The sequence below is a fragment of the Pseudomonas sp. NPDC089530 genome, from assembly GCF_050280705.1.
In the GTDB taxonomy this organism is placed as follows: Bacteria; Pseudomonadota; Gammaproteobacteria; order Pseudomonadales; family Pseudomonadaceae; genus Aquipseudomonas.
Map to the genome: position 1 here is coordinate 14,039 of NZ_JBNNVU010000060.1, position 21,338 is coordinate 35,376.

Here is a 21,338-nt window from a genome sequence, read left to right on the forward strand (position 1 = left end):
TAAAAGCTTAGTCAGCTTTCCCGCCCCTCGCGTTCGGCCATGCCCTCACTTGATATAGATCTGCGCGCTCATGCTGTTGCCCGGCGCATTGAGCGAGGTGTTGCTGAAGGTGAAGGTGCCTTCCTGCTTGCCGGCCAGGTCGAAGGTATAGATGTAGCCGACGGTGATCCCGGAGTTGCCGCACGGCACCAGGCTGGAGCCTTCCTCGCAGACCGGCGCGCGCGTGCCGTTGACTTCGAAGCCGTCCAGCGCCACCCGGGGCTGGCGGCCGTAGCCGATTTCCAGCACATACACCTTGATGTTCGGGCCACTGTGATCGCAGGCGGTCTTGTCGCGCCCGTCGGACACATCCTCCAGGCCGCAGGCAGGCGACTCGACCTTGAGGATCTCCACCTGGCTCAAGGGCGGGGCGGAACGGGCCATGGCCGGCGCGGCTGCCAGCCACAGGGTGCTGGCCACTACAGCCAGGGTCATCGCTTTTATCGTGCTGTGCATAAGTCCCCCAAAACGTCGGCGCAGTATGCCCCAGTCGCCACTCGGGCAAAACATCGCCGACGATCGCAGCCATAGCCTTACGCTGCTGGTATGATGCGCGGCTTTTTCCGGCCCGCACAAAATCCTCGGACGCCTCCAGGCAGTCTGTGCTTTGCTGTTCGGGTCGATACATTCACGGCGCCCTGCGCGCCACGGGGAGCAGACATGCTGGAAAGGCTGTTTCAACTCAAGGCACACAACACCAACGTGCGGACCGAGATTCTTGCGGGCCTCACAACCTTCCTGGCCATGGCCTACATTCTCTTCGTCAACCCGAGCATCCTCGGCGAGACCGGCATGGACAAGGGCGCGGTGTTCGTCGCCACCTGCCTGGCGGCCGCCATCGGCTCGACCGTGATGGGCCTGATCGCCAACTACCCGATCGCCCTGGCACCAGGCATGGGCCTGAACGCCTTCTTCACCTACACCGTGGTCCTGCACATGGGCCATACCTGGCAAGTGGCGCTGGGCGCGGTGTTCATTTCGGCCGTGTGCTTCTTCCTGCTGTCGATCTTCAAGATCCGCGAATGGATCATCAACAGCATCCCGCTGCCGCTGCGTTCGGCGATTGCCGCCGGTATCGGCCTGTTCCTGGCGCTGATCGCCCTGCATAACGCGCAGATCGTGGTCGGCAACCCGTCGACCCTGGTGGGCCTCGGCGACCTGAGCAAACCGGCACCTATCCTCGCGGCCCTGGGCTTTGCCCTGATCGTCGCCCTGGAGGCCTTGAAAGTGCGCGGCGCGGTGCTGATCGGTATCCTCGCGGTGACCATCGTCTCCATCGCCCTGGGCTTCACCCCGTTCGGCGGCGTGACCTCGATACCGCCTTCGCTGGCCCCGACTTTCCTGCAACTGGACATCAAGGGCGCGCTGGACATCGGCCTGGTCAGCGTGATCTTCGCCTTCCTGTTCGTCGACCTGTTCGACAACTCCGGCACCCTGATCGGCGTCGCCAAGCGCGCCGGCCTGATGGGCAAGGACGGCCACATGCCGAAAATGGGCCGGGCCCTGATCGCCGATAGCACCGCGGCCATGGCCGGTTCCCTGCTGGGCACCTCGACCACCACCAGCTACATCGAATCCGCGGCAGGCGTGAGCGCCGGCGGCCGCACCGGCCTGACCGCCATCGTCGTGGCCATCCTGTTCCTCCTGGCGCTGTTCTTCTCGCCACTGGCGGCCAGCGTTCCGGCCTTCGCCACTGCACCGGCCCTGCTGTTCGTCGCCGTGCTGATGACCTCGGGTCTGGCGGAAATCGACTGGGAAGACATCACCGTCGCCGCTCCCGTGGTGGTCACCGCCCTGGCCATGCCGTTCACCTATTCCATCGCCAACGGCATCGCCTTCGGCTTTATCGCCTGGACCGTGATCAAGCTGCTGTCGGGCCGTGCCCGTGAGCTGAACGCGCCAATGGTGATCCTGTCGATCCTGTTCGTGATCAAGCTCGGTTACCCCGCATGACTTTTGACGCCCCCTCCTACGCCGCACAACTGCAAGACAAGGTCACGCGCTTGCGTGACCTGCTGGCCCCCTTCGATGCGCCCGAGCCCCAGGTCTTCGACTCGCCGTTGCAGAACTTCCGCCTGCGCGCGGAATTTCGCCTGTGGCGCGAGGCCGGCGAGCGGCACTACGCGATGTTTTCCCAGGAAGACAAGCGCACGCCGATCCTGATCGAGGAATTCCCCATCGCCAGCCTGCGCATCAACCAGTTGATGCCGCAGCTCAAGGCCGCCTGGCAGGCCAGCGCGCCCTTGAGCCACAAGCTGTTCCAGGTCGAGTTCCTGACCACCCTGGCCGGCGACGCGATGATCACCCTGTGCTACCACCGTCCGCTGGACGAGCACTGGCACGCCGCGGCGAGCAAGCTGGCAGCCGACCTGAACGTCAGCGTCATCGGCCGCTCCAAGGGCAAGCGCGAAGTCATCGGCCACGACTACGTGGTGGAGAAGCTCGAAGTCGGCGGTCGCACCTTCAGCTATCGCCAGCCCGAAGGCGCCTTCACCCAGCCCAACGGCACCGTCAACCAGAAGATGCTCAACTGGGCCTATGAAGCCCTAGGCGAGCGCTCGGACGACCTGCTGGAGCTGTACTGCGGCAACGGCAACTTCACCCTGCCCCTGGCCACCCGGGTGCGCAAGGTACTGGCCACCGAGATCAGCAAGACCTCGGTCAACGCGGCCTTGAGCAACCTCAGCGAAAACGCGGTGGATAACGTCAGCCTGGTGCGCCTGTCCGCCGAAGAGCTGACCGAAGCCCTGAACGAAGTGCGTCCGTTCCGCCGCCTGCAAGGCGTGGACCTGAAGAGCTACGAGTTCGGCAGCGTGTTCGTCGACCCGCCGCGCGCCGGCATGGACCCGGACACCTGCGAGCTGACCCGGCGCTTCGACAACATCCTGTACATCTCCTGCAACCCGGAAACCCTGGCGGCCAACATCGCCCAGTTGCACGACACCCACCGTATCACCCGCTGCGCGCTGTTCGACCAGTTCCCGTGGACCCACCACATGGAATCCGGGGTGTTGCTGACCCGGCGTTAAGTGCTGCTCGCGCAACACCCACAGCCGTCCTCGCGACGGCTGTTTTGTCTCTGCTCACGACAGCGCCTGCACCTTGCGCGGACGCCCGCCCTTCTTGCCGTTGAGCCGGGCCGCCTGGGCCTTGGCCTCGCTGCTCCGACTACCGTTGCGCGAGGCGACTACCTGCGCCGCCATATCCATCAACGGCTGGCTGGCCGAGATCAGCCCGGCGATGGACACCTGGAGATCTCGCCCCTCATGGCAGATGGCCGTTCCGGCAAAACCCAGTTCCAGTTGGTGCAGCTCCTCGGGCGAAAAATCCTCGAACTCAGGGTAGTGCTGCACCGGTAACAGGATCGCCGTACCGTCGGCGAAACCAATCGCCAGGCAAGGCTCCTGATAGCTCAGCGTGGCAGCCTGCAGGCCCGACCGGCAGCGCGACTCGCCCCGCACAATGGCCTGTTCCAGCGCAGCCTCTGTCAATGCTTCGACAGTCGGCGCTTTAGCCTTGATGATTTTCACAACTCGATCTCCACCCCGTCCGGCGCCCCCGCCAGCAGCAACCGGGTTCTGTTCTGCTCACTCACGTAACACGCCGACTCGATCAGATAGACCTGACGCCCGGCACTGGATTTCTCTACCACCGCGTCCGCCTGCCAGTCCCACAATTGGCGATCAAGGAACACCGTGCGCAAACCGCGCCACCAGATACGGCGCGCCTGCTGCAAATGCCCGGGCTGCCTCAACGCCTGCCGCACCCCCTCCAGCATCGCCAACGGTGGCCCCCGCCCTGCCGGGACCACATCCCACAGCTCGACCCCGCCGTGCCAGAAACTGAAGGTGAAGCGAGCGCTCCATCGCCCCCCCGTCCACATGCACATGCGGCGGGCAATGCTCGTCGCGCAACATGATCACCACGGCCAATCCCTTGTAAGCGAACACTTTCATGCTAACCCATCCGTTAGGTTTTTAATTCGATACACCGCTGATTCCGACCATCGGCGCTTTCGACCTGTCGGCCCCCGAATATCAGGTTAGGTGCGAAGATCGCCGGAAGACTCAGGCTGCGGCAGGCAAGTCGTAAGCAATTCTTGCGCAGCGGAATGGGGCATAGGCATGCCAGGGACTCCGTTCGATCATCGAACACTGATTGCAACTTCTGGCGACAACTCTCCCGCCGTCAATTGACCAAATTAACTAGTTGGTACAATTTATTCGCCACGCGGGCTTTCCAGGCCACGCCCATAAAAACAATGGAGATCCCTCTGATGCCCCCTATCGTTCTGGTGCTCAACGGCCCGAACCTGAACCTGCTCGGCACCCGCGAACCCGCGACCTATGGCCGCGAAACCCTGGCGGACATTTCTGCCCTATGCGGCCATGCCGCCGCGGAATTCGGCCTGGCCGTGGAGTTTCGCCAGACCAACCACGAAGGCGAGTTGCTGGACTGGATTCACGGTGCCCGCGGGCGCTGTGCCGGGATCCTGATCAACCCGGCCGCCTGGACCCACACCTCGGTGGCGATCCGCGATGCCCTGGTGGCCAGCGAACTGCCGGTGATCGAAGTGCATCTGTCGAACGTCCATGCCCGCGAACCCTTCCGTCATCATTCCTTTGTCTCGAGCGTTGCCCTGGCGGTAATGTGCGGCTTCGGCAGCCACGGCTACCACCTGGCGCTGGCGCATTTCGCCCAGCACCTGTCAGGAGCCCAGGCATGACCCAGCGAAACACCGTACTGGCCGGGCTGATCGGCGCCGGCATCCAGGCCTCGCGCACCCCGGCGCTGCATGAGCATGAAGGCGATGCCCAGGGCCTGCGCTACCTGTACCGGCTGATCGACCTCGACCAGCTGCAACTCGACAGCAGAGCCCTGTCCGACCTGCTGCTGGCCGCCGAACGCATGCACTTCACCGGGCTGAACATCACCTTCCCGTGCAAGCAGAGCATCATTCCGCTGCTCGACGAACTGTCGCCCGAAGCCCGGGGCATCGGCGCGGTGAACACCGTGGTGCTCAAGGATGGCAAGCGCATCGGCCACAACACCGACTGCCTGGGTTTTGCCGAGGGTTTACGCCGTGGCTTGCCCGGTGTCGCCCTGGAACGGGTGGTGCAGATGGGCGCCGGTGGGGCCGGCGCGGCGGTGGCCCATGCACTGCTCAGCGAAGGTGTGCGGCAACTGAGTATCTTCGACGTGGACAGCGCCCGCGCCCAAAGCCTGGCGGACAACCTCAGCCAGCATTTCGGCCCGGGCCGGGCCAAGGCCGGCCTCGACTTACCCGCCACCCTGGACACCGCCGACGGCCTGGTGAACACCACCCCCATGGGCATGGCCAAGCTGCCGGGCATGCCGGTGCCGGTCGAGCTGCTGCGCGGCGAATTGTGGGTGGCGGAGATCGTCTACTTCCCCCTGGAGACCGAGCTGCTGCGCAACGCCCGCGCCCTCGGCTGCCGCACCCTGGACGGCGGCAACATGGCGGTGTTCCAGGCGGTGAAGGCGTTCGAACTGTTCAGCGGCGTGGCGCCGGATGCCCAGCGCATGCTGGCGCATTTCCAGAGCATGAAAGGCTGACAGGCAATCGCGAGCAAGCTCGCTCCTACAGGGTTATGCCCACTGACAGGAGCGGGATTTGCTCACGATGAATCTCAAGCTTGCAGGTAGCGCAACACCGACTCGCAGATCATCTCGCGGTGACGCTGCTTGATCGCCTCGTCGGGCAGGTCGATCTGGAAGATCTCGCCAAAGGTGTGGCGGTTGGAGACGCGGTAGAAGCAGAACGAGCTGATCAGCAGGTGCACATCCAGCGGGTCCAGGCCGGCGCGAAACACGCCCTCGTCGGCACCGCGCCGCAGGATCTCGCCCAGGGCATGCAGGATGGTGTTGTTCATCGCCTTGATCGCACCGGAGCGCTTCACGTACTCGGCGTTGTGGATGTTCTCGATGCTGACGATGCGCACGAAATCGACATTGCGATCATGGTGGTCGAAGGTGAACTCCACCAGCCGGCGAATCCCCTCCCGCGGCGCCAGCTCCGCCAGGTGCAGGCGGCTTTCGGTGCTGCGGATATCGCCGTAGAGCTTCTCCAGCACCTCGACGTACAGCTGCTCCTTGCTGCCGAAGTAGTAATAGATCATGCGCTTGGAGGTGTGGATGCGCTCGGCGATGGCATCCACCCGGGCCCCGGACAGACCTTGCTGCACGAACTCGACAATGGCTTCTTGAAGAATGTTCTCGCGGGTCTTTTCCGGGTTGTTCTTGCGACTCTTGCGCGGCTCGATTACGGGCTGCTCCGGCGCTACGGAGAGTTCTGAGGTCATTGTCATTCTTAGGCTCACGGCCATCTCTGCACACGCGGGCGATTATGGGCCGCCTCGCGCGGCGAAAGAAAGCAAGATGGCGGCCCTTTGCCGCCGCCGTTACGAAACTCCTACAACTTGGCCTGTCGCACCGCTCCGCTACGGGACTTGGCCATGGCCGCCAGGCGCACCGCGACGTTCGCCGCGCCATAACCGGCATAGCCCTGCTTGCGCTGGATGATCTCGAAAAAGAAGCGCCCTTCGAACGGCTCGGTGTAGACATGGAACAGCTCGCCGCCCTGGACGTCGCGATCGTAGAGCACGTTGTAGTACGCCAACTCACTGAGGAACTCGTCGTCGAAATCGAAGCGCGCCGCCAGGTCGTCGTAGTAGTTGAGCGGGATATCCAGCAACGGCACGCCCGCCGCCTTGGCCCGACTGACCTCGGCAAAGATATCGTCGCAATCGAAAGCAATGTGATGCACCCCCGAACCGCCATAACTGGACAGCGCATGGGAGATCGCAGTCTTGCGGCTCTCGGAAATGTTCAGCGGCAACCGGATGCTGCTGCAACGGCTGCGCAGCGCCCGGCTCTTCACCAGGCCGTAGGGGTCGGGCAGCACCACCTCGTCATCGGCGGTGAAATCCAGCAGGCTCTTGTAGAACAGCACCCAGCTGTCAAGGCTGTCGGCCGGCAGCGCCATGGCCATGTGGTCGATGCGCTTGAGGCCCCCCTTGGCCACCACGCCGGGGAGCAGATTGAAATCGGTGTCGTACAGGTGCTGACCGCCCTGCTCCTGGTCCACCAGGTAGATCAGGCTGCCATCCAACTCGCGCACGGCACTCAGCTCCAGCTCGTTGGGGCCTACCAACCCGCGATAGGGCTGGCCCTTGTAGGCCACCGCGCGCGCCAGGGCCTTGGCCCGGTCCTTGACCCGGATCGCCGTGGCGCACACCGAAGGGCCGTGGGCTTCGAAGAAACTGTGGGCAAAGGAGTACGGCTCGGCGTTGAGGATCAGGTTGATATCGCCCTGGCGCATCAGGCTGACATTCTTCGAGCGATGCTGGCCGGCCCTGGCGAACCCCAGGCGCTCCAGCCAGCCGCCGAGCTTGGCCCCCAGGGCTTCGTCCACGGCGAATTCGAGAAACTCGGTGCCGCCGTAGTCACTGGCCGGCGGCGGCGCGAACAGCGTATCGAGGTTGGCCACCGGCGCGGCTTCCTGCTCCAGGCGCTGGCGTGTCTTCTCCTCCAGGTACAGCAGCGAACGCAGGCCGTCCGCGGCGTTGGCCCGGGGTGGCGCGGCGCGGAAACCGTCGTTGAAGATCTCCAGCGACAAGGGCCCGGTGTAACCGCTCTTGATGATCGGCGCGAGGAACCCCGGCAGGTCGAAGTCGCCCTGCCCCGGGAAGCAGCGAAAGTGCCGGCTCCACTCCAGCACGTCCATGGCCAGCAGCGGCGCGTCAGCCATCTGCACGAAGAAAATCCGGTCCCCGGGAATCTCGGCGATCGCCGCCGGGTCGCCCTTGAGCGACAGGGTGTGGAAGCTGTCGAGCAGTACCCCCAGGCTTGGGTGATCGGCCGCGCGGACAATGTCCCAGACCTGTTGATACGTATTGACGTGCCGGCCCCAGGCCAGGGCTTCGTAGCCGATCCGCAGGCCGCGGCTGCCGGCGCGCTCCGCCAGCAGGCGCAGGTCGTCCACCAGGATCTGCCGGTCGCCGACACTGTCGGCGGCGACATTGCTGCACACCAGCACCAGGTCGGTGCCCAGTTCCTGCATCAGGTCAAACTTGCGCTCGGCCCGCTCCAGGTTGCGTTGCAAGCGGTCGCGACGGCAGCCTTCGAAATCGCGGAAGGGCTGGAACAGCGTAATGGCGATGCCCAGGTCCGCGCACATCTGGCGGATTTCCCGGGGGCTGCCATCGTAGTAGAGCAGGTCGTTCTCGAAGATCTCCACACCGTCGAAACCGGCGGCGGCAATGGCTTCGAGCTTTTCCGGCAGGGTGCCGCTCAAGGAGACGGTGGCGATGGAACGCTGCATGGTTCAACTCCCGGTAATGACAGGCGCGCGCGTTTTTGGGGATAGACAGGATTGGATGGGGCGGATTATTGAGCCGGGTTTTGCAGACAGCAATTCAATATGTACGAACCGGTTAGTTTTTCGTTCGATTATCGAACACAATGGCGGTTGGCGAATTGACGATGTTTCGCCCGCTGCGCACCATCGACAGCACATTGAGCCGGCGCCGAACCACCGGTTTCAATGGCCCAAGACCCAGAACACACCATAAGAATTTCAAAAATCGGGTACACCCTCATGCTTGCATTCAACGCCCCACACTTGCGCTCGGCCCCACGGTTTTCACGCGGCCGGACCTGTAACCGCCTCCTTCGCACGGACCCACCACGGCCCCTGACCGTGCCTGCACGCTGACCACAACGCTCCGAGCGCCGCGCCCGATACGCGCCGCCCGAAGCCCTCAGCCGATCGATCCTCGACACCACCCGCGGCCCCTGCCCCGGCAGACGATCGATCACGCGCCCTAGAGTCCCGACGAGTTGTCCCTCGTCAGTCATTGAACGGATGGCACACATGATTCCTTCTCAAAGCTCTCCCATGGCCCCGAGCCTCGGCACCGCCTCCGGCGGCATCGGCGACAAGATCCGCGGCGCCATGGCAGTGGGCAAGACCCGCTGGGGCATGCTCGCCCTGGTGTTCTTCGCCACCACCCTGAACTACATCGACCGCGCCGCCCTGGGGGTGATGCAGCCGATCCTGGCCAAGGAAATGAGCTGGACGGCGATGGACTACGCCAACATCAACTTCTGGTTCCAGGTCGGCTACGCCGTCGGTTTCGTGCTGCAAGGGCGGCTGATCGACCGGGTCGGCGTCAAACGCGTGTTCTTCTGCGCGGTGCTGCTGTGGAGCCTGGCCACCGGCGCCCACGGCCTGGCCACTTCGGCAGCGGGCTTCATGGTCTGCCGCTTCATCCTCGGGCTGACCGAGGCCGCCAACTACCCGGCCTGCGTGAAGACCACGCGCCTGTGGTTCCCGGCCGGCGAACGCGCGGTGGCCACTGGCATCTTCAACGCCGGGACCAACGTCGGGGCGATGTTCACGCCGATGCTGCTGCCGCTGATCCTGCATGCCTGGGGCTGGCAGGCGGCATTCCTGTGCATGGCTTCGCTGGGCGGCATCTGGCTGCTGTTCTGGGGCCTGAAGTACTTCAACCCGGAAGATCACCCCTCGGTCAAACAATCCGAGCTGGACTACATCCAGCGCGAGACGGAACCGGAACAGACCCGCGTGCCCTTCTCGCGCATCCTGCGCATGCGCGGCACCTGGGCTTTCGCCCTGGCCTACTCGCTCACCGCGCCGGTGTTCTGGTTCTACCTGTACTGGCTGCCGCCCTTCCTCAACCAGCAATACAACCTGGGCATCAACGTGACCCAGATGGGCATCCCGCTGATCATCATCTACCTGACCGCCGACTTCGGCAGCGTCGGCGGCGGCATCCTCTCGTCGTTCCTGATCGGCCGCGGGGTCAACCCGATCAAGGCGCGCCTGCTGTCCATGCTGCTGTTCGCCTGCTGCATCGTCGGCGTGGTCATGGCCGCCGGCGCCAGCAACCTGTGGCTGGCGGTGTTTGCCATCTCCCTGGCCATCGGCGCGCACCAGGCCTGGACCGCCAACATCTGGAGCCTGGTGATGGACTACACGCCCAAGCACATGATGAGCACGGTGTTCGGTTTCGGCGGCATGTGCGCGGCCATCGGCGGCATGTTCATGACCCAGCTGGTGGGCCACATCCTGACCGTCACCAACAACAATTACACCGTCTTGTTCACCCTGATCCCGACGATGTACTTCATTGCCCTGACCTGGATGTACTTCATGGCCCCGCGCAAGATCCCGACAGTAGAAGACTGACCCTCGCCTCTCGCAGGCCCGGTTCCGGGCCTGCTTTTTTCAAGGAGCAAAACCCGGCGCGAGCATGCTCGCTCCTACAGGGATATCCCCCCCCTCTTGCAGGAGCGAGCTTGCTCGCGAAAAAACCTCAAAGCCCCTGTAGCCGCTGCCGAGCCCCGCGAGGCTGCGACCGGCTCCGCGGGAGACGCAACCCCGTCGCAGCAGTAAGCCAGGCCGCCCCCTGAAGAGCGGCCGCGGCTGGCGAATCAGAAATCGAAGAACACCGTCTCCCCTTCCCCCTGGATGCGGATATCGAAGCGGTACGCCCGCTGCCCATCCACTTCACAGGGCTGGGCCAGCAGGGTTTCCCGGCGTTGCGGCTGCTCGATCAGGTTCAGCACCGGGCAAGCGGCGTTGGCCTCGGCCTCGTCGGCGAAATACAGGCGGGTCTGCAGGTGAATGTTGATCCCCCGGGCGAACAGCGACACGTTGATGTGCGGCGCCATCGGCACCCCGGCGGCATTGTTCACCACCCCCGGCTTGACCGTGTGCAGCGTCCACTCGCCGGCATCGAAGGTGGTGGCCGTGCGGCCGAAGCTGTTGAAGGCTTTCTCGGAATCGAACACCGGGTCGTAGACGCCCTCGTGGTCGGCCTGCCAGAACTCCAGGAACGAGTCGCGCACCAGGTGGCCGTTGCCGTCATACACGTGGCCGATCAGCAGGATCTTCTCGCCTCGGGCCTCGGGCGTGGCCATCCGGTTCCAGATTTCCTCGTTGCGGGTCGGGTTGCCCGCGGCGGCCAGGGCCAGGCCGATGTGCACGTAAGGGCCGGCCGTTTGCGAAGGGGTTTCGGGCAGCAATTGGATAGGCATGGCGGGCTCCTCAGCAATTCTCGAAGTGGGTCTTGCGCTGGCCGCGCAACACGATGTCGAAGCGATAGGCCAGGCAGTCCATCGGGTTGGCGCTGCTCATGTCCAGCCGCGCGATCAGGCTCTGCACCGCTTCCGGGTTGGCGATCGACTTGACGATCGGGCACATCGGGATCAGCGGGTCGCCTTCGAAATACAGCTGGGTGATCAGGCGCGTAGCGATCGACGGCCCGCTGATGGAGACGTGGATATGCGCCGGACGCCAGTCGTTCGGGCCGTTGCGCCACGGATAGGGGCCGGGCTTGACGGTGCGGAAGCTGTAATAGCCGTCACGGTCGGTCAGGGTCCGGCCGACGCCGCCGAAGTTCGGGTCCAGGGGCGCCAGGTAGCGGTCGTTCTTGTGCCGGTAGCGGCCGCCGGCGTTGGCTTGCCACATTTCCACCAGGGTATGGGGAATCGGCTTGCCGTACTGGTCGCAGACCCGGCCGGCGACGATGATCCGCTCGCCTACCGGCAAGCCGCCGTTATTGAAGTTGAGCAGCAGGTCGTTGTCGAAACGCCCGAATTTCAGGTGGGAAAAGTCCGGGCCGCCGGTTTCGCTCACCGATTGCGGGATGCTCACCAGCGCCTGGCGCGGCGAGCGGGCCACGGAGGTCTTGTAGTCGGGGGTCAGGGCCTTGGGGTGCCAATTACGGTCACGGATCACGAAGCGACTGCTGTCTGCATCAGACATGTCGATCTCCTGTTGTTTGATTTATGGAGCACAGCCCGCGCAGTTTCAAACAACAAGCGCCCTACGGATATTGAATAACCGCCCTCTATCAATAACCAAAAGGTTATGGATAACGCCCCTCGCGATAGGCCTGGCCGACTTCCCGCAGCACCTCGACACACCACTGCGCCGCCAGCGACAGCGGCAGGCTGGCATTGCTGGAGATCCCCACCGAGCCCCCCGGCTCGTGCTGCCCGAGGTCGATTTCCCGCAGTTCGCCGTTGGCCAGGTCCAGGCGCACTGCGTCCAGCGGGGCGATCCACAGCGCATCGCTGGACAGCGCGTAACGCCGGCTCAGGGCCAGAGACAGGGTTTCCAGGCGCTGGCGCGACTGGTTGATGCCGCACTGCACGAACAGGCTGTCGGCGAACTTGCGGATGGTGGTGCCGGCCAGCGGCAGCACCAGCGGGTAGCGTTCCAGAGCACTGCGCTCCAGCGGCCCCTGTAGCAACGGATGCTCGGGGCGCGCCACCAGGGTCATGGACTCGCTGTACAGGTGCTCGAAACTCAAGCCCTGGATCTGTGGGCTGTCGGTCATGCGCCCGATCACCAGATCGACATCGCCGACCCGCAGCTGCGACAGCAGGTAGGCACTGGGACCGGTGACCACGCTCACCACCAGCGCCGAATGCCGTTCGTGCAGGCGCCGCACCACCTCCGGCAGCAGCTGGCTTTCGGCGGTCGACAGCACCCCGAGGCGCACCACGCCGCCGGCGTATTCGCCGCCGCGCAGGCTGTTCACCCCCTCGCGCAACGCCTGCACCGACGGCCCGGCGTAACGCAAAAAGGCCAGGCCGGCCTCGGTCAGGCTGAGCCCGGCCTTGCTCCGGGCGAACAGCCGGGTGTCGAGCAGCTCCTCCAGCTCCTTGAGGGTCTTGGACATCGCCGGCTGGCTCACCGCGAGGGCATCCGCGGCCCGCGCCAGGCTGCCCTGGCGGGACATTTCAAGAAAACACACGAGGTGACGGAATTTGATGCGGGTATCGATGTTCAAAGGAGGCCCCGGATGTGTCGCGACAGGATCGATGCGGCTGTGGGCAATGGTAGCGTGCAGGCAAAAGGCTGACGACCGGACTGGCGTCGGCCCTGCTCTCCAGTAACACTGTCCAGCAAATTGAAACGAGGATTCCCCCATGCTTTGGAAGAAAGGACGGCGCAGCGACAACGTGGTGGATGCTCGCGATGACAGCGGTGGCGTCGGTGGCGGCGGCGGTTTGCGCTTGGGTGGCGGCAAGGGCCTGAGCCTGACCGCCATCATCCTGATCGTCGGTATCGGCTGGGTCACCGGCCAGGACCCGCTGCAGATCCTCGGCCAGCTCGTCGGGCAGATGGACCAGTCCTCGGCGCCCGCCACCACCCAGACCCGCCAGGCGCCGCCGGCCAACGACGAGCAGGCGGAGTTCGTGCGCTCCATTCTCGGCGACACCGAAGACACCTGGGGCCAGATCTTCCAGCAGGCCGGACGCACCTATCAGCAACCCAAGCTCATTCTGTTCCGCGGCCGGGTCAACTCCGCCTGCGGCTCGGCGACCTCCGCCACCGGCCCGTTCTATTGCCCGGCCGACCGGCAGGTGTACCTGGACATGGACTTCTTCCGCGAGATGGAACAGCGCTTCTCCGCCGCCGGCGACTTCGCCCAGGCCTACGTGATCGCCCACGAAGTCGGTCACCACGTGCAGACCCTGCTCGGCGTCTCGGCGAAGATCCAGGCCGCCCGCCAGCAGGGCCGGCAGATGGAGGGCGACGGCGGCCTGCTGGTACGCCAGGAACTGCAGGCCGACTGCCTGGCGGGCGTCTGGGCCAACCACGCACAGAAGCGCCTGAACTGGCTGGAGCCCGGGGATATCGAAGAAGCCCTGAACGCCGCCAACGCCATCGGCGACGACCGCCTGCAGCAGCAAGGCCAGGGCCGCGTGGTGCCGGACTCCTTCACCCACGGCACCTCGGCGCAGCGGGTGCGCTGGTTCAAGGCTGGCTTCAATCAGGGCCAGATCGCCCAGTGCGACACCTTCGCGGCGAAGAGCCTGTAATGCGTCGGGCGCTGGTGCTGCTCACCCTCTGGATGATCGGCATCGGCGCCCAGGCAAGCGCCCATGATGTCAAAACCATCAGCCCCGGACGGCTGGCTATCGACAATAGCGAGCTGGCCGTCGGCCTGAGCCAGGACTGGCAACGGCCATTGCCCGAGGTCCGGCGGGCGCTGATCATCGTTCACGGGCGCCTGCGCAACGCTCAGACCTACCTGCACAGCGCCGAACAGGCCGCGAGCCAGGCCGGGCAAAGCGCGACCACCCTGGTGATCGCGCCGCAGTTTCTCAACCAGCGCGATATCGAGCGTCACGCGTTACCCGATTCGCTGTTGCGCTGGCCGGGCAATGCCTGGATGGCCGGCGAACCCTCCAGCGGCCCCAGACCGATCAGTTCCTATGCGGCCCTGGACGCAATCATTACCCGGCTGGGCGATCGCCAGCGGTTTCCAGCCCTGACCGAAATCGTCATTGCCGGCCACTCCGGTGGCGCCCAGGTGGTGCAACGCTTTGCCCTGCTCGGCCGGCAGCATCCGCCCCTGGAAGATGACGGGATCAAGCTGCGCTATGTGATCGCCAACCCATCGTCCTATGCCTACTTCGACGAGCAGCGCCCGGTGAAGGTCGATGCCGGTGCCTGCCCTGGCTTCAACGACTGGAAGTACGGCCTGCTCAAGCTACCCGCCTATGCCACCGGCCAGACCGCGCAGCAACTGGAACAGACGTACATCAAGCGCGATATCACCTACCTGCTGGGCCAGCAGGACACCGATCCCCATCACCCGGCGCTGGACACCAGCTGCGCCGCCGAGGCCCAGGGCGCCTACCGCCTGGTGCGCGGCCACAACTTCTTCGACTACCTGCAACGGCGCCATGCCCAGGGGCTACAACAGCGACTGGTCGAAGTACCCGGGGTCGGGCATGACGGCGACAGGATGTTCACCTCGCCCGAGGGGCAGAAGGCGCTGTTCGGTCAGTGAACATTGCGTTGTCAGGAAGGACGCTATCGCGGGCGGCGATCCGACTTGCCCGCGATGGATTTCAGGCCAAGACCATCCGCCGCAGGACGCTGCAATCCTCGGCATGCCAGTCGGTCAACTCCGGCCACGGATTGTCCGGCAGGTTCACCAGCACCGTGCGGGTGCCCGCCGCACGGCCGCAGTCGAGGTCGAAACGGTAGTCGCCGACCATCACCATCTCGCCGGGCGCCACGTCCCAGGCTGCGGCCAGCTTCAGCAAGCCGCCCGGGTGTGGCTTGGGCGGCGCTTCGTCGCGCCCCAGGATGTCCTCGACGGCAAAGCAGTCGGCCAGGCCGATGGCCTCCAGGGTGACGTGGGCCAGCTCCCGCGCGTTGCGGGTCAGGATCCCCAGGCGATAACCCCGCGCTGCCAGGTCCCGCACCAGCTCCACCGCCCCCGGCGCCGGGCGCGAACCCAGGGCCAGGTCCCGTTCATGCTCCAGCAGCCAGGCGTGTTTCGCCGCGGCTTCATCAGCGGGCAAGGCCGCCAGATGGGTCAGGATGTCGTGCTCCGGCGGAATCGCCAGCGCCACGCGGATGGCCGCGAAATCATGCACGGCCACCGTCAGGGTGCCGTCCATGTCGAACACCCAGTGACGAACCTCGGCCAGGCTCATGCCCAGTCCTTGCGGTGACGGATCAGGCCTTCCTGGGTCACCGACGCCACCAGCTGGCCGGCGCGGTTGAACACGCTGCCCCGGGAGAAACCACGGGAATTGCCGGCCCACGGGCTGTCCATGGCATACAGCAGCCAGTCGTCGGCGCGCAGATCGGCATGGAACCACAGCGCGTGGTCGAGGCTGGCGACCTGCATGTCCTTCTGCCACACCGACTTGCCGTGAGGCAGCATCGAGGTGGTCAGCAAGCCGAAGTCCGAGGCGTAGGCCAGCAGGTATTTATGCAGCGCGGGGATGTCCGGCAGGCTGCCGTCGGCGCGAAACCAGACGTATTTGATCGGGTCCGCCGGCTGCGGGTTGTAAGGGTCTTTCTCGGTCACCGGGCGCACTTCGATGGGCTTGGGGCACAGCAGTTTTTCGCGCATGTGCTCGGGGATCAGGTGCGCCCGCTGCTGGGTGATTTCCAGTTCCGACGGCAGGTTCTCCGGGCCGACCACCTGGGGCATGGTGTCCTGGTGCTCGAAGCCTTCCTCGTCGTACTGGAACGAGGCGCTGCAGGTGAAGATCGGGTTGCCCTTCTGGATCGCCGTCACCCGGCGGGTACTGAAACTGCCGCCGTCGCGCACTCGGTCGACCTGGTACACCACCGGCAGCGCGGCGTCGCCCGGACGCAGGAAATAACCGTGCAGCGAATGCACATGGCGGGCCTCTTCCACCGTCTGGCTGGCCGCGGACAGGGACTGACCCAGCACCTGGCCGCCGAACAGCTGACGGAAGCCCAGGTCCTGGCTACGACCGCGAAACAGGTTTTCCTCGATCGGTTCCAGGGTCAGCAGGTCGACCAGATCATCCAACACATGGCTCATTCAGACTCTCCTCACACAGGGCAATGCCGCGCAGTCGTGGCTGCCGCGGTCGATTCAATCGGTTCACGCACACAATGGGCCCACTCCAGATGCCCCCGGCCTGCTATCCATGCAAGGTTTCCAACCATTGTTCGCGGTTGATGCGATACAGCACATGATGACGCAGCGGATGCTCGCTGCCGAGCTTCGGATGTTCAAAATCGCCGTCCGGGGCATAGCGCATGCCGATGGCCTGCATGACCTTCTGCGACGGCAGGTTGCCTTCGGTGGTGAAGGCGACGATCTCCTGCAGGGCCAGGCGATCGAAACCACAGCGCAACGCGGTCCAGGCCGCTTCGCTGGCATAGCCCAGGCCCCAGTGCTCGCGCGCCAGGCGCCAGCCGATTTCCACCGCCGGGGTGAAGGGCGCCTCGAAGCCCACCACACCCAGCCCGGTAAAGCCGATGAAGGCCCCAGTGTCCTTGCGCTCCAGCGCCCACAGGCCAAAGCCGTGCTCGGCGAAATGCCCGCGAATCCGGCCAATCATCGCGGCGCTTTCCAGGCGGCTCAGCGGGGCCGGGAAATAACGCATGACCTGCGGATCGGCGCACATTGCCGCGAACGCCGGCAAATCCTCGTCGCGCCACTGGCGCAACAGCAGTCGAGCGCTTTCGAGTTGCAGTATCGGCTCCATCATCCCCTCCATTTTCATGGGTGCCAGTCTACATCGCTGGTAGGATCCTTTTCGGATTCCCCCTATGAAATTGCCATGTCACTGCCGCTGATCTACCACGACGACTACAGCCCCGAGTTCCCCGCGGAGCACCGCTTTCCCATGGACAAGTTCCGCCTGCTGCGCGACCACCTGGTGGACAGCGGCCTGACCCGCGACGCCGACCTGCTGCGCCCGCAGCTGTGCCCGCCGGAGATCCTCGCCCTGGCCCACGACCCCGGGTACATCGAACGCTATATGGCCGGCGAGTTGTCGCGCGAAGACCAGCGGCGCCTCGGCCTGCCGTGGAACGAAGCCCTGGCCCGGCGCACCGTGCGCGCCGTCGGCGGCTCGCTGCTGGCCGCCGAACAGGCCCTGGAACATGGCCTGGCCTGCCACCTGGCCGGCGGCACCCATCACGCCCACTACGACCACCCGGCGGGCTTCTGCATCTTCAACGACCTGGCGGTGATCAGCCATTACCTGCTGGAAGCCGGCCGGGTCGGCCGGGTGCTGATCTTCGACTGCGACGTGCACCAGGGCGACGGCACGGCGCGGATTCTCGAACACACCCCGGACGCGGTGACCGTCTCGCTGCACTGCGAAAAAAACTTCCCGGCGCGCAAGGCCACCAGCGACTGGGACATCCCCCTGCCGATGGGCATGGGCGACGCCGACTACCTGAAGGTGGTCGACGATGCCCTCAATTACCTGCTGCCGCTGTACCAGCCGGACCTGGTGCTGTACGACGCCGGGGTGGATGTGCACAAGGACGATGCCCTGGGCTACCTGAAACTCACCGACCAGGGCGTCGCCGCCCGCGACGAACAGGTGATGCGCCATTGCCTGGGCCGCGATATCCCGGTGCTCGGGGTGATCGGCGGTGGCTACAGCAAGGATCGCCAGGCCCTGGCCCGCCGCCATGGCATCCTCCACCACAGTGCGCAGCGGGTGTGGACGTCATCGGGTTGTCATTGAAACCTGGACGCCTTACCCACATTCGCTGTGGAACTGCTTGTGGATAACCTGAGTGCAAGGGGCTACAGCCCATAGTGGGCAGCCCCTGCAGCCAGCCGATCATTTTTTGACCAGCCGCCAGCAACCGCTCGTCATCCTCCGAATCCCCCCCTGCCCGGATACTCCAGGCGAGAGGTTGTCGTTAACCCTGGCGCCCCAAGGCGCCAGCGCTGGAAAGCCTTCATCAACCGGTCATGACGTCGTGAGCGCCTTACCCCCAATCTCTGTGGAGCCGCTTGTGGATAACCTGAGTGCAAGGGGCTACAGGCCATACAGATCGGAGCTTACAGAGCATCGATCATTTTCTGACCAGCTCTAGGGGCGCGGTTGAAAACGGCGAAGTGAATGTGATTGCACAGGAGATTCTGCGGCCTTGCCCAGCCCTCGGAAGACCGGCAAAAAACCTTCATCAAGCAGTCATGCAACCGTGGGCGCCTTACCCCCAATCTCTGTGGAGCCCCTTGTGGATAACCTGAGCGCAAGGGGCTGCAGGCCACACCAACCGGCGCCCGCAGAGCATCGATCAGTTTTTGACCAGCACTGTGCATACCGGCAAAAACCGTGGGCAACAGCCCCATCGGCGCTTGCCATGGAGGTCCCGCGCGCCTGTCCCGAAGGCGCCTGAACACCTTCATTCCAGCGTCATGAAACTGTGCCCGCCTTACCCCCAATCTCTGTGGAGCCCCTTGTGGATAACCTGAGCGCAATCGGCTACAGCCCATACCGGGCGAGCCCTGCAGGGCATCGCTCAGTTTTTGACCAGCCGCTGCGCCAGCCCTCGCGGGACGCGTGAAGCCTTGGCGCTGGCCTCGCCTCGGGTAGAATGCCCGGCTTATTCCGCCACGCCGCTGCTCGCCATGACCTTATCCAGCCCCACCCTCCCCCATCACGTCGCCATTATCGGTGGCGGCCCCGCCGGCCTGATGGCGGCCGAGGTGCTGAGCCTGGCGGGCGTGCGGGTCGACCTCTACGACGGCATGCCCTCGGTGGGCCGCAAGTTCCTGCTGGCCGGGGTCGGCGGCATGAACATCACCCATTCCGAGGCCTACCCGGCCTTTGTCTCGCGCTATGCCGAGCGCGCGCCGCAGATCGCCCCATTGCTGCGCGAGTTCGGTAGCGAAGCCTTGTGCCAGTGGATTCACGACCTGGGCATCGACACCTTCGTCGGCAGCTCGGGCCGGGTGTTCCCCACCGATATGAAAGCCGCGCCACTGCTGCGCGCCTGGCTCAAGCGTCTGCGCGATGCCGGCGTGGTTATCCACACCCGCCATCGCTGGCTCGGCTGGAACGTCGACGGCAGCCTGCGCATCCACGGCCCGGAAGGCGAACAGCCGGTGCAGGCCGACGCCCTGCTGCTGGCGCTGGGCGGCGGCAGTTGGGCGCGCCTGGGCTCGGACGGGGCCTGGATACGACCGCTGGAACAGCGCGGCGTGCAGCTGGCGCCGCTGCAACCGAGCAATTGCGGGTTTGAAGTACAGGGCTGGAGCGAGCTGCTGCGCGCCAAGTTCGCCGGCGCACCGCTGAAGAACGTCGCCATCGGCCTGAGCGACGACACGCCGCGCCTCGGCGAATGCGTGATCACCGAGACGGGCATCGAGGGCAGCCTGATCTATGCGCTGTCAGCGCCGATTCGCGAGGCGATCAATCGCCACGGCTCGGCCACCGTGCATATCGACCTGCTGCCGGACAGGTCCCGGGACCGGGTCCAGGCGGCATTGAGCAAACCACGGGGTTCGCGCTCCATGGCCAAGCACCTGCACAGCCAGCTGGGCATCGACGGCGTGAAAGCCGCGCTGTTGCGTGAACTGACCGGTGCCGAGTGTTTCGCCGACCCGGCATTGCTGGCCACGGCGATCAAAGCCCTGCCATTGACTCTGGTGCGCACCCGCCCCCTGGACGAAGCCATCAGCAGTGCGGGCGGTGTGATGTTCGAGGCCATGGATCAGCGTTTGATGCTCAAGCAACTGCCCGGTGTGTTCTGCGCCGGGGAAATGCTCGACTGGGAAGCGCCCACCGGCGGCTACCTGCTCACCGCCTGTTTCGCCAGCGGGCGGGCGGCGGGGTTGGGCCTGCTCGAGTGGTTGCAACACAAGGCCTGAACCCGGCCCTGTAGCCGCTGCCGAGCGAAGCGAGGCTGCGAACGGCTGCGCAGCAGCCGCCAAAGCAAACGACCCGGTTTCTCCAGGAGAACCGGGTCGTTTGCTTTTACGAGGACTGCGTCCTCGATCGCAGGCTGCGCCAGCGGCTACAGGGCCGCTGTTGGTCTCTGGCTTACGGCTTACGCTTGCGCGGGCCGGTGTTGAACGCCGGGACCTTGCGCACCGGCTTGACCGCTGGCGCTTCGGCCACTTCGCCACTATCCACCCACTTGCCCAGGTTGCGCTTGCCACCACCGCCGGAGGTCTTGGGCTTCTTCGGTTTTTTCGGCTTCTTGATCACCTGGCCGCTGGCGTCGGTTTCCGGTACCCGGTGGTCCGGGATGAAGTCCGGCTCGTCCTGCCGCTTGAGGGTCTGGCGGGTCAGCACTTCGATGGCCGACAGCAGGTTCACCTCATCGGCGCACACCAGCGAGATCGCCTCGCCGGTAGCGCCGGCGCGGCCGGTACGGCCGATGCGGTGGATGTAATCCTCGGCGACGATCGGCAGGTCGAAGTTGACCACCAGCGGCAGGTCTTCGATGTCCAGGCCGCGGGCCGCCACGTCGGTGGCCACCAGGATCTGGATCTCGCTGGCCTTGAACCGGTCCAGGGCGCGCTGGCGCGTGGCCTGGGGCTTGTCGCCGTGGATGCCGTCGGCGTTCACGCCCTGGCCCTGCAGGCGTTCCACCAGGGCGTCCACGCCGTTGCGGGTCTTGGCGAACACCAGCACCTGCTTCCAGCGGTGCTTGCGCAGCAGGTGGCTGAACAGCTCCGGCTTGCGCTTCTTGTCCACCGTCACCACCCATTGCTTGACCGTGTTGGCGGCCACGTTGCGCGGGCTGACTTCGATGCTCAGCGGGTCCTTGAGCATCTGCCCGGCCAGCAGGCGGATGTCGTCGGAGAAGGTCGCGGAGAACAGCAGCGTCTGGCGCTTCTTCGGCAGTGCGCGGTAAATGTTCGCCAGTTCCTCGGAGAACCCCAGGTCGAGCATGCGGTCGGCTTCGTCCAGCACCAGGGTCTGCAACTGATTGAACTTCAGCGCGTTCTGGCGGAACAGATCGAGCAGACGGC

At 65.1% G+C, this 21,338-nt stretch carries 20 protein-coding genes and 1 pseudogene; 9 read left to right on the top strand and 12 right to left on the bottom strand.

Going from position 1 to position 21,338, the window contains the following annotated elements:
• Positions 1–45: 45 nt before the first annotated feature.
• Positions 46–495, bottom strand: coding sequence for a DUF4879 domain-containing protein (locus ACQKQA_RS20640; RefSeq protein ID WP_427561652.1), 450 nt, complete (start codon positions 493–495; stop codon positions 46–48).
• A gap of 204 nt (positions 496–699) precedes the next feature.
• Between ACQKQA_RS20640 and ACQKQA_RS20645 the strand changes: the two genes are divergently transcribed.
• Positions 700–1,992, top strand: a complete 1,293-nt coding sequence (locus tag ACQKQA_RS20645) for an NCS2 family permease (RefSeq protein WP_427561655.1) — start codon at positions 700–702, stop codon at positions 1,990–1,992.
• Entirely contained in the window at positions 1,989–3,068 is a 1,080-nt protein-coding gene (gene trmA, locus ACQKQA_RS20650) for a tRNA (uridine(54)-C5)-methyltransferase TrmA (RefSeq protein WP_427561658.1), read from the top strand. Before ACQKQA_RS20645 ends, trmA begins: the two co-directional genes overlap by 4 nt.
• Positions 3,069–3,122: 54 nt before the next feature.
• Here trmA and ACQKQA_RS20655 read toward each other — a convergent pair whose 3' ends face one another.
• Together ACQKQA_RS20655 and ACQKQA_RS20660 are read right to left on the bottom strand one after the other, a co-directional pair.
• The gene (locus ACQKQA_RS20655; protein ID WP_427561660.1) at positions 3,123–3,569 is read right to left on the bottom strand and encodes a DUF2442 domain-containing protein; all 447 of its coding nucleotides are present in this window, start codon (positions 3,567–3,569) and stop codon (positions 3,123–3,125) included.
• Positions 3,566–3,995: pseudogene (locus ACQKQA_RS20660) on the bottom strand (DUF4160 domain-containing protein). Before ACQKQA_RS20660 ends, ACQKQA_RS20655 begins: the two are co-directional and overlap by 4 nt.
• A gap of 320 nt (positions 3,996–4,315) precedes the next feature.
• Between ACQKQA_RS20660 and aroQ the strand changes: the two are divergent.
• Complete coding sequence (aroQ, locus tag ACQKQA_RS20665) at positions 4,316–4,765, top strand: type II 3-dehydroquinate dehydratase (RefSeq protein ID WP_427561662.1); 450 nt, start codon at positions 4,316–4,318, stop codon at positions 4,763–4,765.
• Complete coding sequence (locus ACQKQA_RS20670; protein WP_427561664.1) at positions 4,762–5,616, top strand: shikimate dehydrogenase; 855 nt, start codon at positions 4,762–4,764, stop codon at positions 5,614–5,616. The genes aroQ and ACQKQA_RS20670 overlap by 4 nt, the downstream gene beginning before the upstream one ends.
• Before the next feature lie 74 nt (positions 5,617–5,690).
• Here ACQKQA_RS20670 and ACQKQA_RS20675 read toward each other — a convergent pair whose 3' ends face one another.
• Both ACQKQA_RS20675 and quiC read right to left on the bottom strand, forming a co-directional pair.
• Positions 5,691–6,368, bottom strand: coding sequence for a TetR/AcrR family transcriptional regulator (locus tag ACQKQA_RS20675; RefSeq protein ID WP_427561667.1), 678 nt, complete (start codon positions 6,366–6,368; stop codon positions 5,691–5,693).
• Positions 6,369–6,472: 104 nt separating this feature from the next.
• On the bottom strand, positions 6,473–8,383 hold the full coding sequence (gene quiC, locus ACQKQA_RS20680) for a 3-dehydroshikimate dehydratase QuiC (protein ID WP_427561669.1): 1,911 nt from the start codon (positions 8,381–8,383) through the stop codon (positions 6,473–6,475).
• A gap of 552 nt (positions 8,384–8,935) precedes the next feature.
• Between quiC and ACQKQA_RS20685 the strand changes: the two genes are divergently transcribed.
• Complete coding sequence (locus ACQKQA_RS20685) at positions 8,936–10,273, top strand: MFS transporter (RefSeq protein WP_427561672.1); 1,338 nt, start codon at positions 8,936–8,938, stop codon at positions 10,271–10,273.
• 245 nt (positions 10,274–10,518) lie between these two features.
• Here the strand turns inward: ACQKQA_RS20685 and pcaG are convergent, their stop codons facing one another.
• The 3 genes from pcaG to pcaQ form a co-directional block, all read right to left on the bottom strand.
• Complete coding sequence (gene pcaG / locus ACQKQA_RS20690) at positions 10,519–11,124, bottom strand: protocatechuate 3,4-dioxygenase subunit alpha (RefSeq protein ID WP_427561675.1); 606 nt, start codon at positions 11,122–11,124, stop codon at positions 10,519–10,521.
• 10 nt (positions 11,125–11,134) lie between these two features.
• A complete protein-coding gene (gene pcaH, locus ACQKQA_RS20695; protein WP_427561678.1) occupies positions 11,135–11,854 on the bottom strand; it encodes a protocatechuate 3,4-dioxygenase subunit beta in 720 nt (239 codons plus the stop codon).
• A 103-nt stretch (positions 11,855–11,957) separates the two neighbouring features.
• Positions 11,958–12,887 carry a pca operon transcription factor PcaQ gene (gene pcaQ, locus ACQKQA_RS20700; RefSeq protein WP_427561680.1) on the bottom strand — a complete coding sequence of 310 codons (930 nt, stop codon included), beginning with the start codon at positions 12,885–12,887 and terminating at the stop codon, positions 11,958–11,960.
• Positions 12,888–13,026: 139 nt separating this feature from the next.
• Here pcaQ and ypfJ point away from each other — a divergent pair, with 139 nt between their 5' ends.
• Both ypfJ and ACQKQA_RS20710 read left to right on the top strand, forming a co-directional pair.
• On the top strand, positions 13,027–13,923 hold the full coding sequence (ypfJ, locus tag ACQKQA_RS20705; protein WP_427561683.1) for a KPN_02809 family neutral zinc metallopeptidase: 897 nt from the start codon (positions 13,027–13,029) through the stop codon (positions 13,921–13,923).
• On the top strand, positions 13,923–14,900 hold the full coding sequence (locus ACQKQA_RS20710) for an alpha/beta hydrolase (protein WP_427561686.1): 978 nt from the start codon (positions 13,923–13,925) through the stop codon (positions 14,898–14,900). Before ypfJ ends, ACQKQA_RS20710 begins: the two co-directional genes overlap by 1 nt.
• A gap of 61 nt (positions 14,901–14,961) precedes the next feature.
• On the opposite strand, the gene ACQKQA_RS20715 is transcribed toward ACQKQA_RS20710, so the two are convergent.
• The 3 genes from ACQKQA_RS20715 to ACQKQA_RS20725 all read right to left on the bottom strand — a co-directional run bounded on the left by ACQKQA_RS20715 (position 14,962) and on the right by ACQKQA_RS20725 (position 17,094).
• Positions 14,962–15,555, bottom strand: a complete 594-nt coding sequence (locus tag ACQKQA_RS20715; protein ID WP_427561689.1) for an HAD family hydrolase — start codon at positions 15,553–15,555, stop codon at positions 14,962–14,964.
• Entirely contained in the window at positions 15,552–16,421 is an 870-nt protein-coding gene (tesB, locus tag ACQKQA_RS20720) for an acyl-CoA thioesterase II (protein WP_007928905.1), read from the bottom strand. The genes ACQKQA_RS20715 and tesB overlap by 4 nt, the downstream gene beginning before the upstream one ends.
• A 103-nt stretch (positions 16,422–16,524) precedes the next feature.
• Positions 16,525–17,094 carry a GNAT family N-acetyltransferase gene (locus ACQKQA_RS20725; RefSeq protein ID WP_427561692.1) on the bottom strand — a complete coding sequence of 190 codons (570 nt, stop codon included), beginning with the start codon at positions 17,092–17,094 and terminating at the stop codon, positions 16,525–16,527.
• A gap of 75 nt (positions 17,095–17,169) precedes the next feature.
• Between ACQKQA_RS20725 and ACQKQA_RS20730 the strand changes: the two genes are divergently transcribed.
• Positions 17,170–18,090: a histone deacetylase family protein gene (locus ACQKQA_RS20730; protein WP_427561695.1), complete on the top strand. Its 921-nt coding sequence runs from the start codon at positions 17,170–17,172 to the stop codon at positions 18,088–18,090.
• Between the two features lie 896 nt (positions 18,091–18,986).
• Complete coding sequence (locus ACQKQA_RS20735) at positions 18,987–20,228, top strand: TIGR03862 family flavoprotein (RefSeq protein ID WP_427561698.1); 1,242 nt, start codon at positions 18,987–18,989, stop codon at positions 20,226–20,228.
• A gap of 172 nt (positions 20,229–20,400) precedes the next feature.
• Here the strand turns inward: ACQKQA_RS20735 and ACQKQA_RS20740 are convergent.
• Positions 20,401–21,338, bottom strand: a 938-nt coding sequence (locus ACQKQA_RS20740) for a DEAD/DEAH box helicase (RefSeq protein WP_427561701.1), incomplete at its 5' end; no start/stop codon positions are given.

Bases quoted from the DNA above. Each gene is read 5' to 3' on its own strand.
- ACQKQA_RS20640 (WP_427561652.1), bottom strand. From the start codon at position 495: ATGCACAGCACGATAAAAGCGATGACCCTGGCTGTAGTGGCCAGCACC.
- ACQKQA_RS20645 (WP_427561655.1), top strand. From the start codon at position 700: ATGCTGGAAAGGCTGTTTCAACTCAAGGCACACAACACCAACGTGCGG.
- trmA (WP_427561658.1), top strand. From the start codon at position 1,989: ATGACTTTTGACGCCCCCTCCTACGCCGCACAACTGCAAGACAAGGTC.
- aroQ (WP_427561662.1), top strand. From the start codon at position 4,316: ATGCCCCCTATCGTTCTGGTGCTCAACGGCCCGAACCTGAACCTGCTC.
- ACQKQA_RS20670 (WP_427561664.1), top strand. From the start codon at position 4,762: ATGACCCAGCGAAACACCGTACTGGCCGGGCTGATCGGCGCCGGCATC.
- ACQKQA_RS20675 (WP_427561667.1), bottom strand. From the start codon at position 6,368: ATGACAATGACCTCAGAACTCTCCGTAGCGCCGGAGCAGCCCGTAATC.
- quiC (WP_427561669.1), bottom strand. From the start codon at position 8,383: ATGCAGCGTTCCATCGCCACCGTCTCCTTGAGCGGCACCCTGCCGGAA.
- ACQKQA_RS20685 (WP_427561672.1), top strand. From the start codon at position 8,936: ATGATTCCTTCTCAAAGCTCTCCCATGGCCCCGAGCCTCGGCACCGCC.
- pcaG (WP_427561675.1), bottom strand. From the start codon at position 11,124: ATGCCTATCCAATTGCTGCCCGAAACCCCTTCGCAAACGGCCGGCCCT.
- pcaH (WP_427561678.1), bottom strand. From the start codon at position 11,854: ATGTCTGATGCAGACAGCAGTCGCTTCGTGATCCGTGACCGTAATTGG.
- ypfJ (WP_427561683.1), top strand. From the start codon at position 13,027: ATGCTTTGGAAGAAAGGACGGCGCAGCGACAACGTGGTGGATGCTCGC.
- ACQKQA_RS20710 (WP_427561686.1), top strand. From the start codon at position 13,923: ATGCGTCGGGCGCTGGTGCTGCTCACCCTCTGGATGATCGGCATCGGC.
- ACQKQA_RS20715 (WP_427561689.1), bottom strand. From the start codon at position 15,555: ATGAGCCTGGCCGAGGTTCGTCACTGGGTGTTCGACATGGACGGCACC.
- tesB (WP_007928905.1), bottom strand. From the start codon at position 16,421: ATGAGCCATGTGTTGGATGATCTGGTCGACCTGCTGACCCTGGAACCG.
- ACQKQA_RS20725 (WP_427561692.1), bottom strand. From the start codon at position 17,094: ATGGAGCCGATACTGCAACTCGAAAGCGCTCGACTGCTGTTGCGCCAG.
- ACQKQA_RS20730 (WP_427561695.1), top strand. From the start codon at position 17,170: ATGTCACTGCCGCTGATCTACCACGACGACTACAGCCCCGAGTTCCCC.
- ACQKQA_RS20735 (WP_427561698.1), top strand. From the start codon at position 18,987: ATGACCTTATCCAGCCCCACCCTCCCCCATCACGTCGCCATTATCGGT.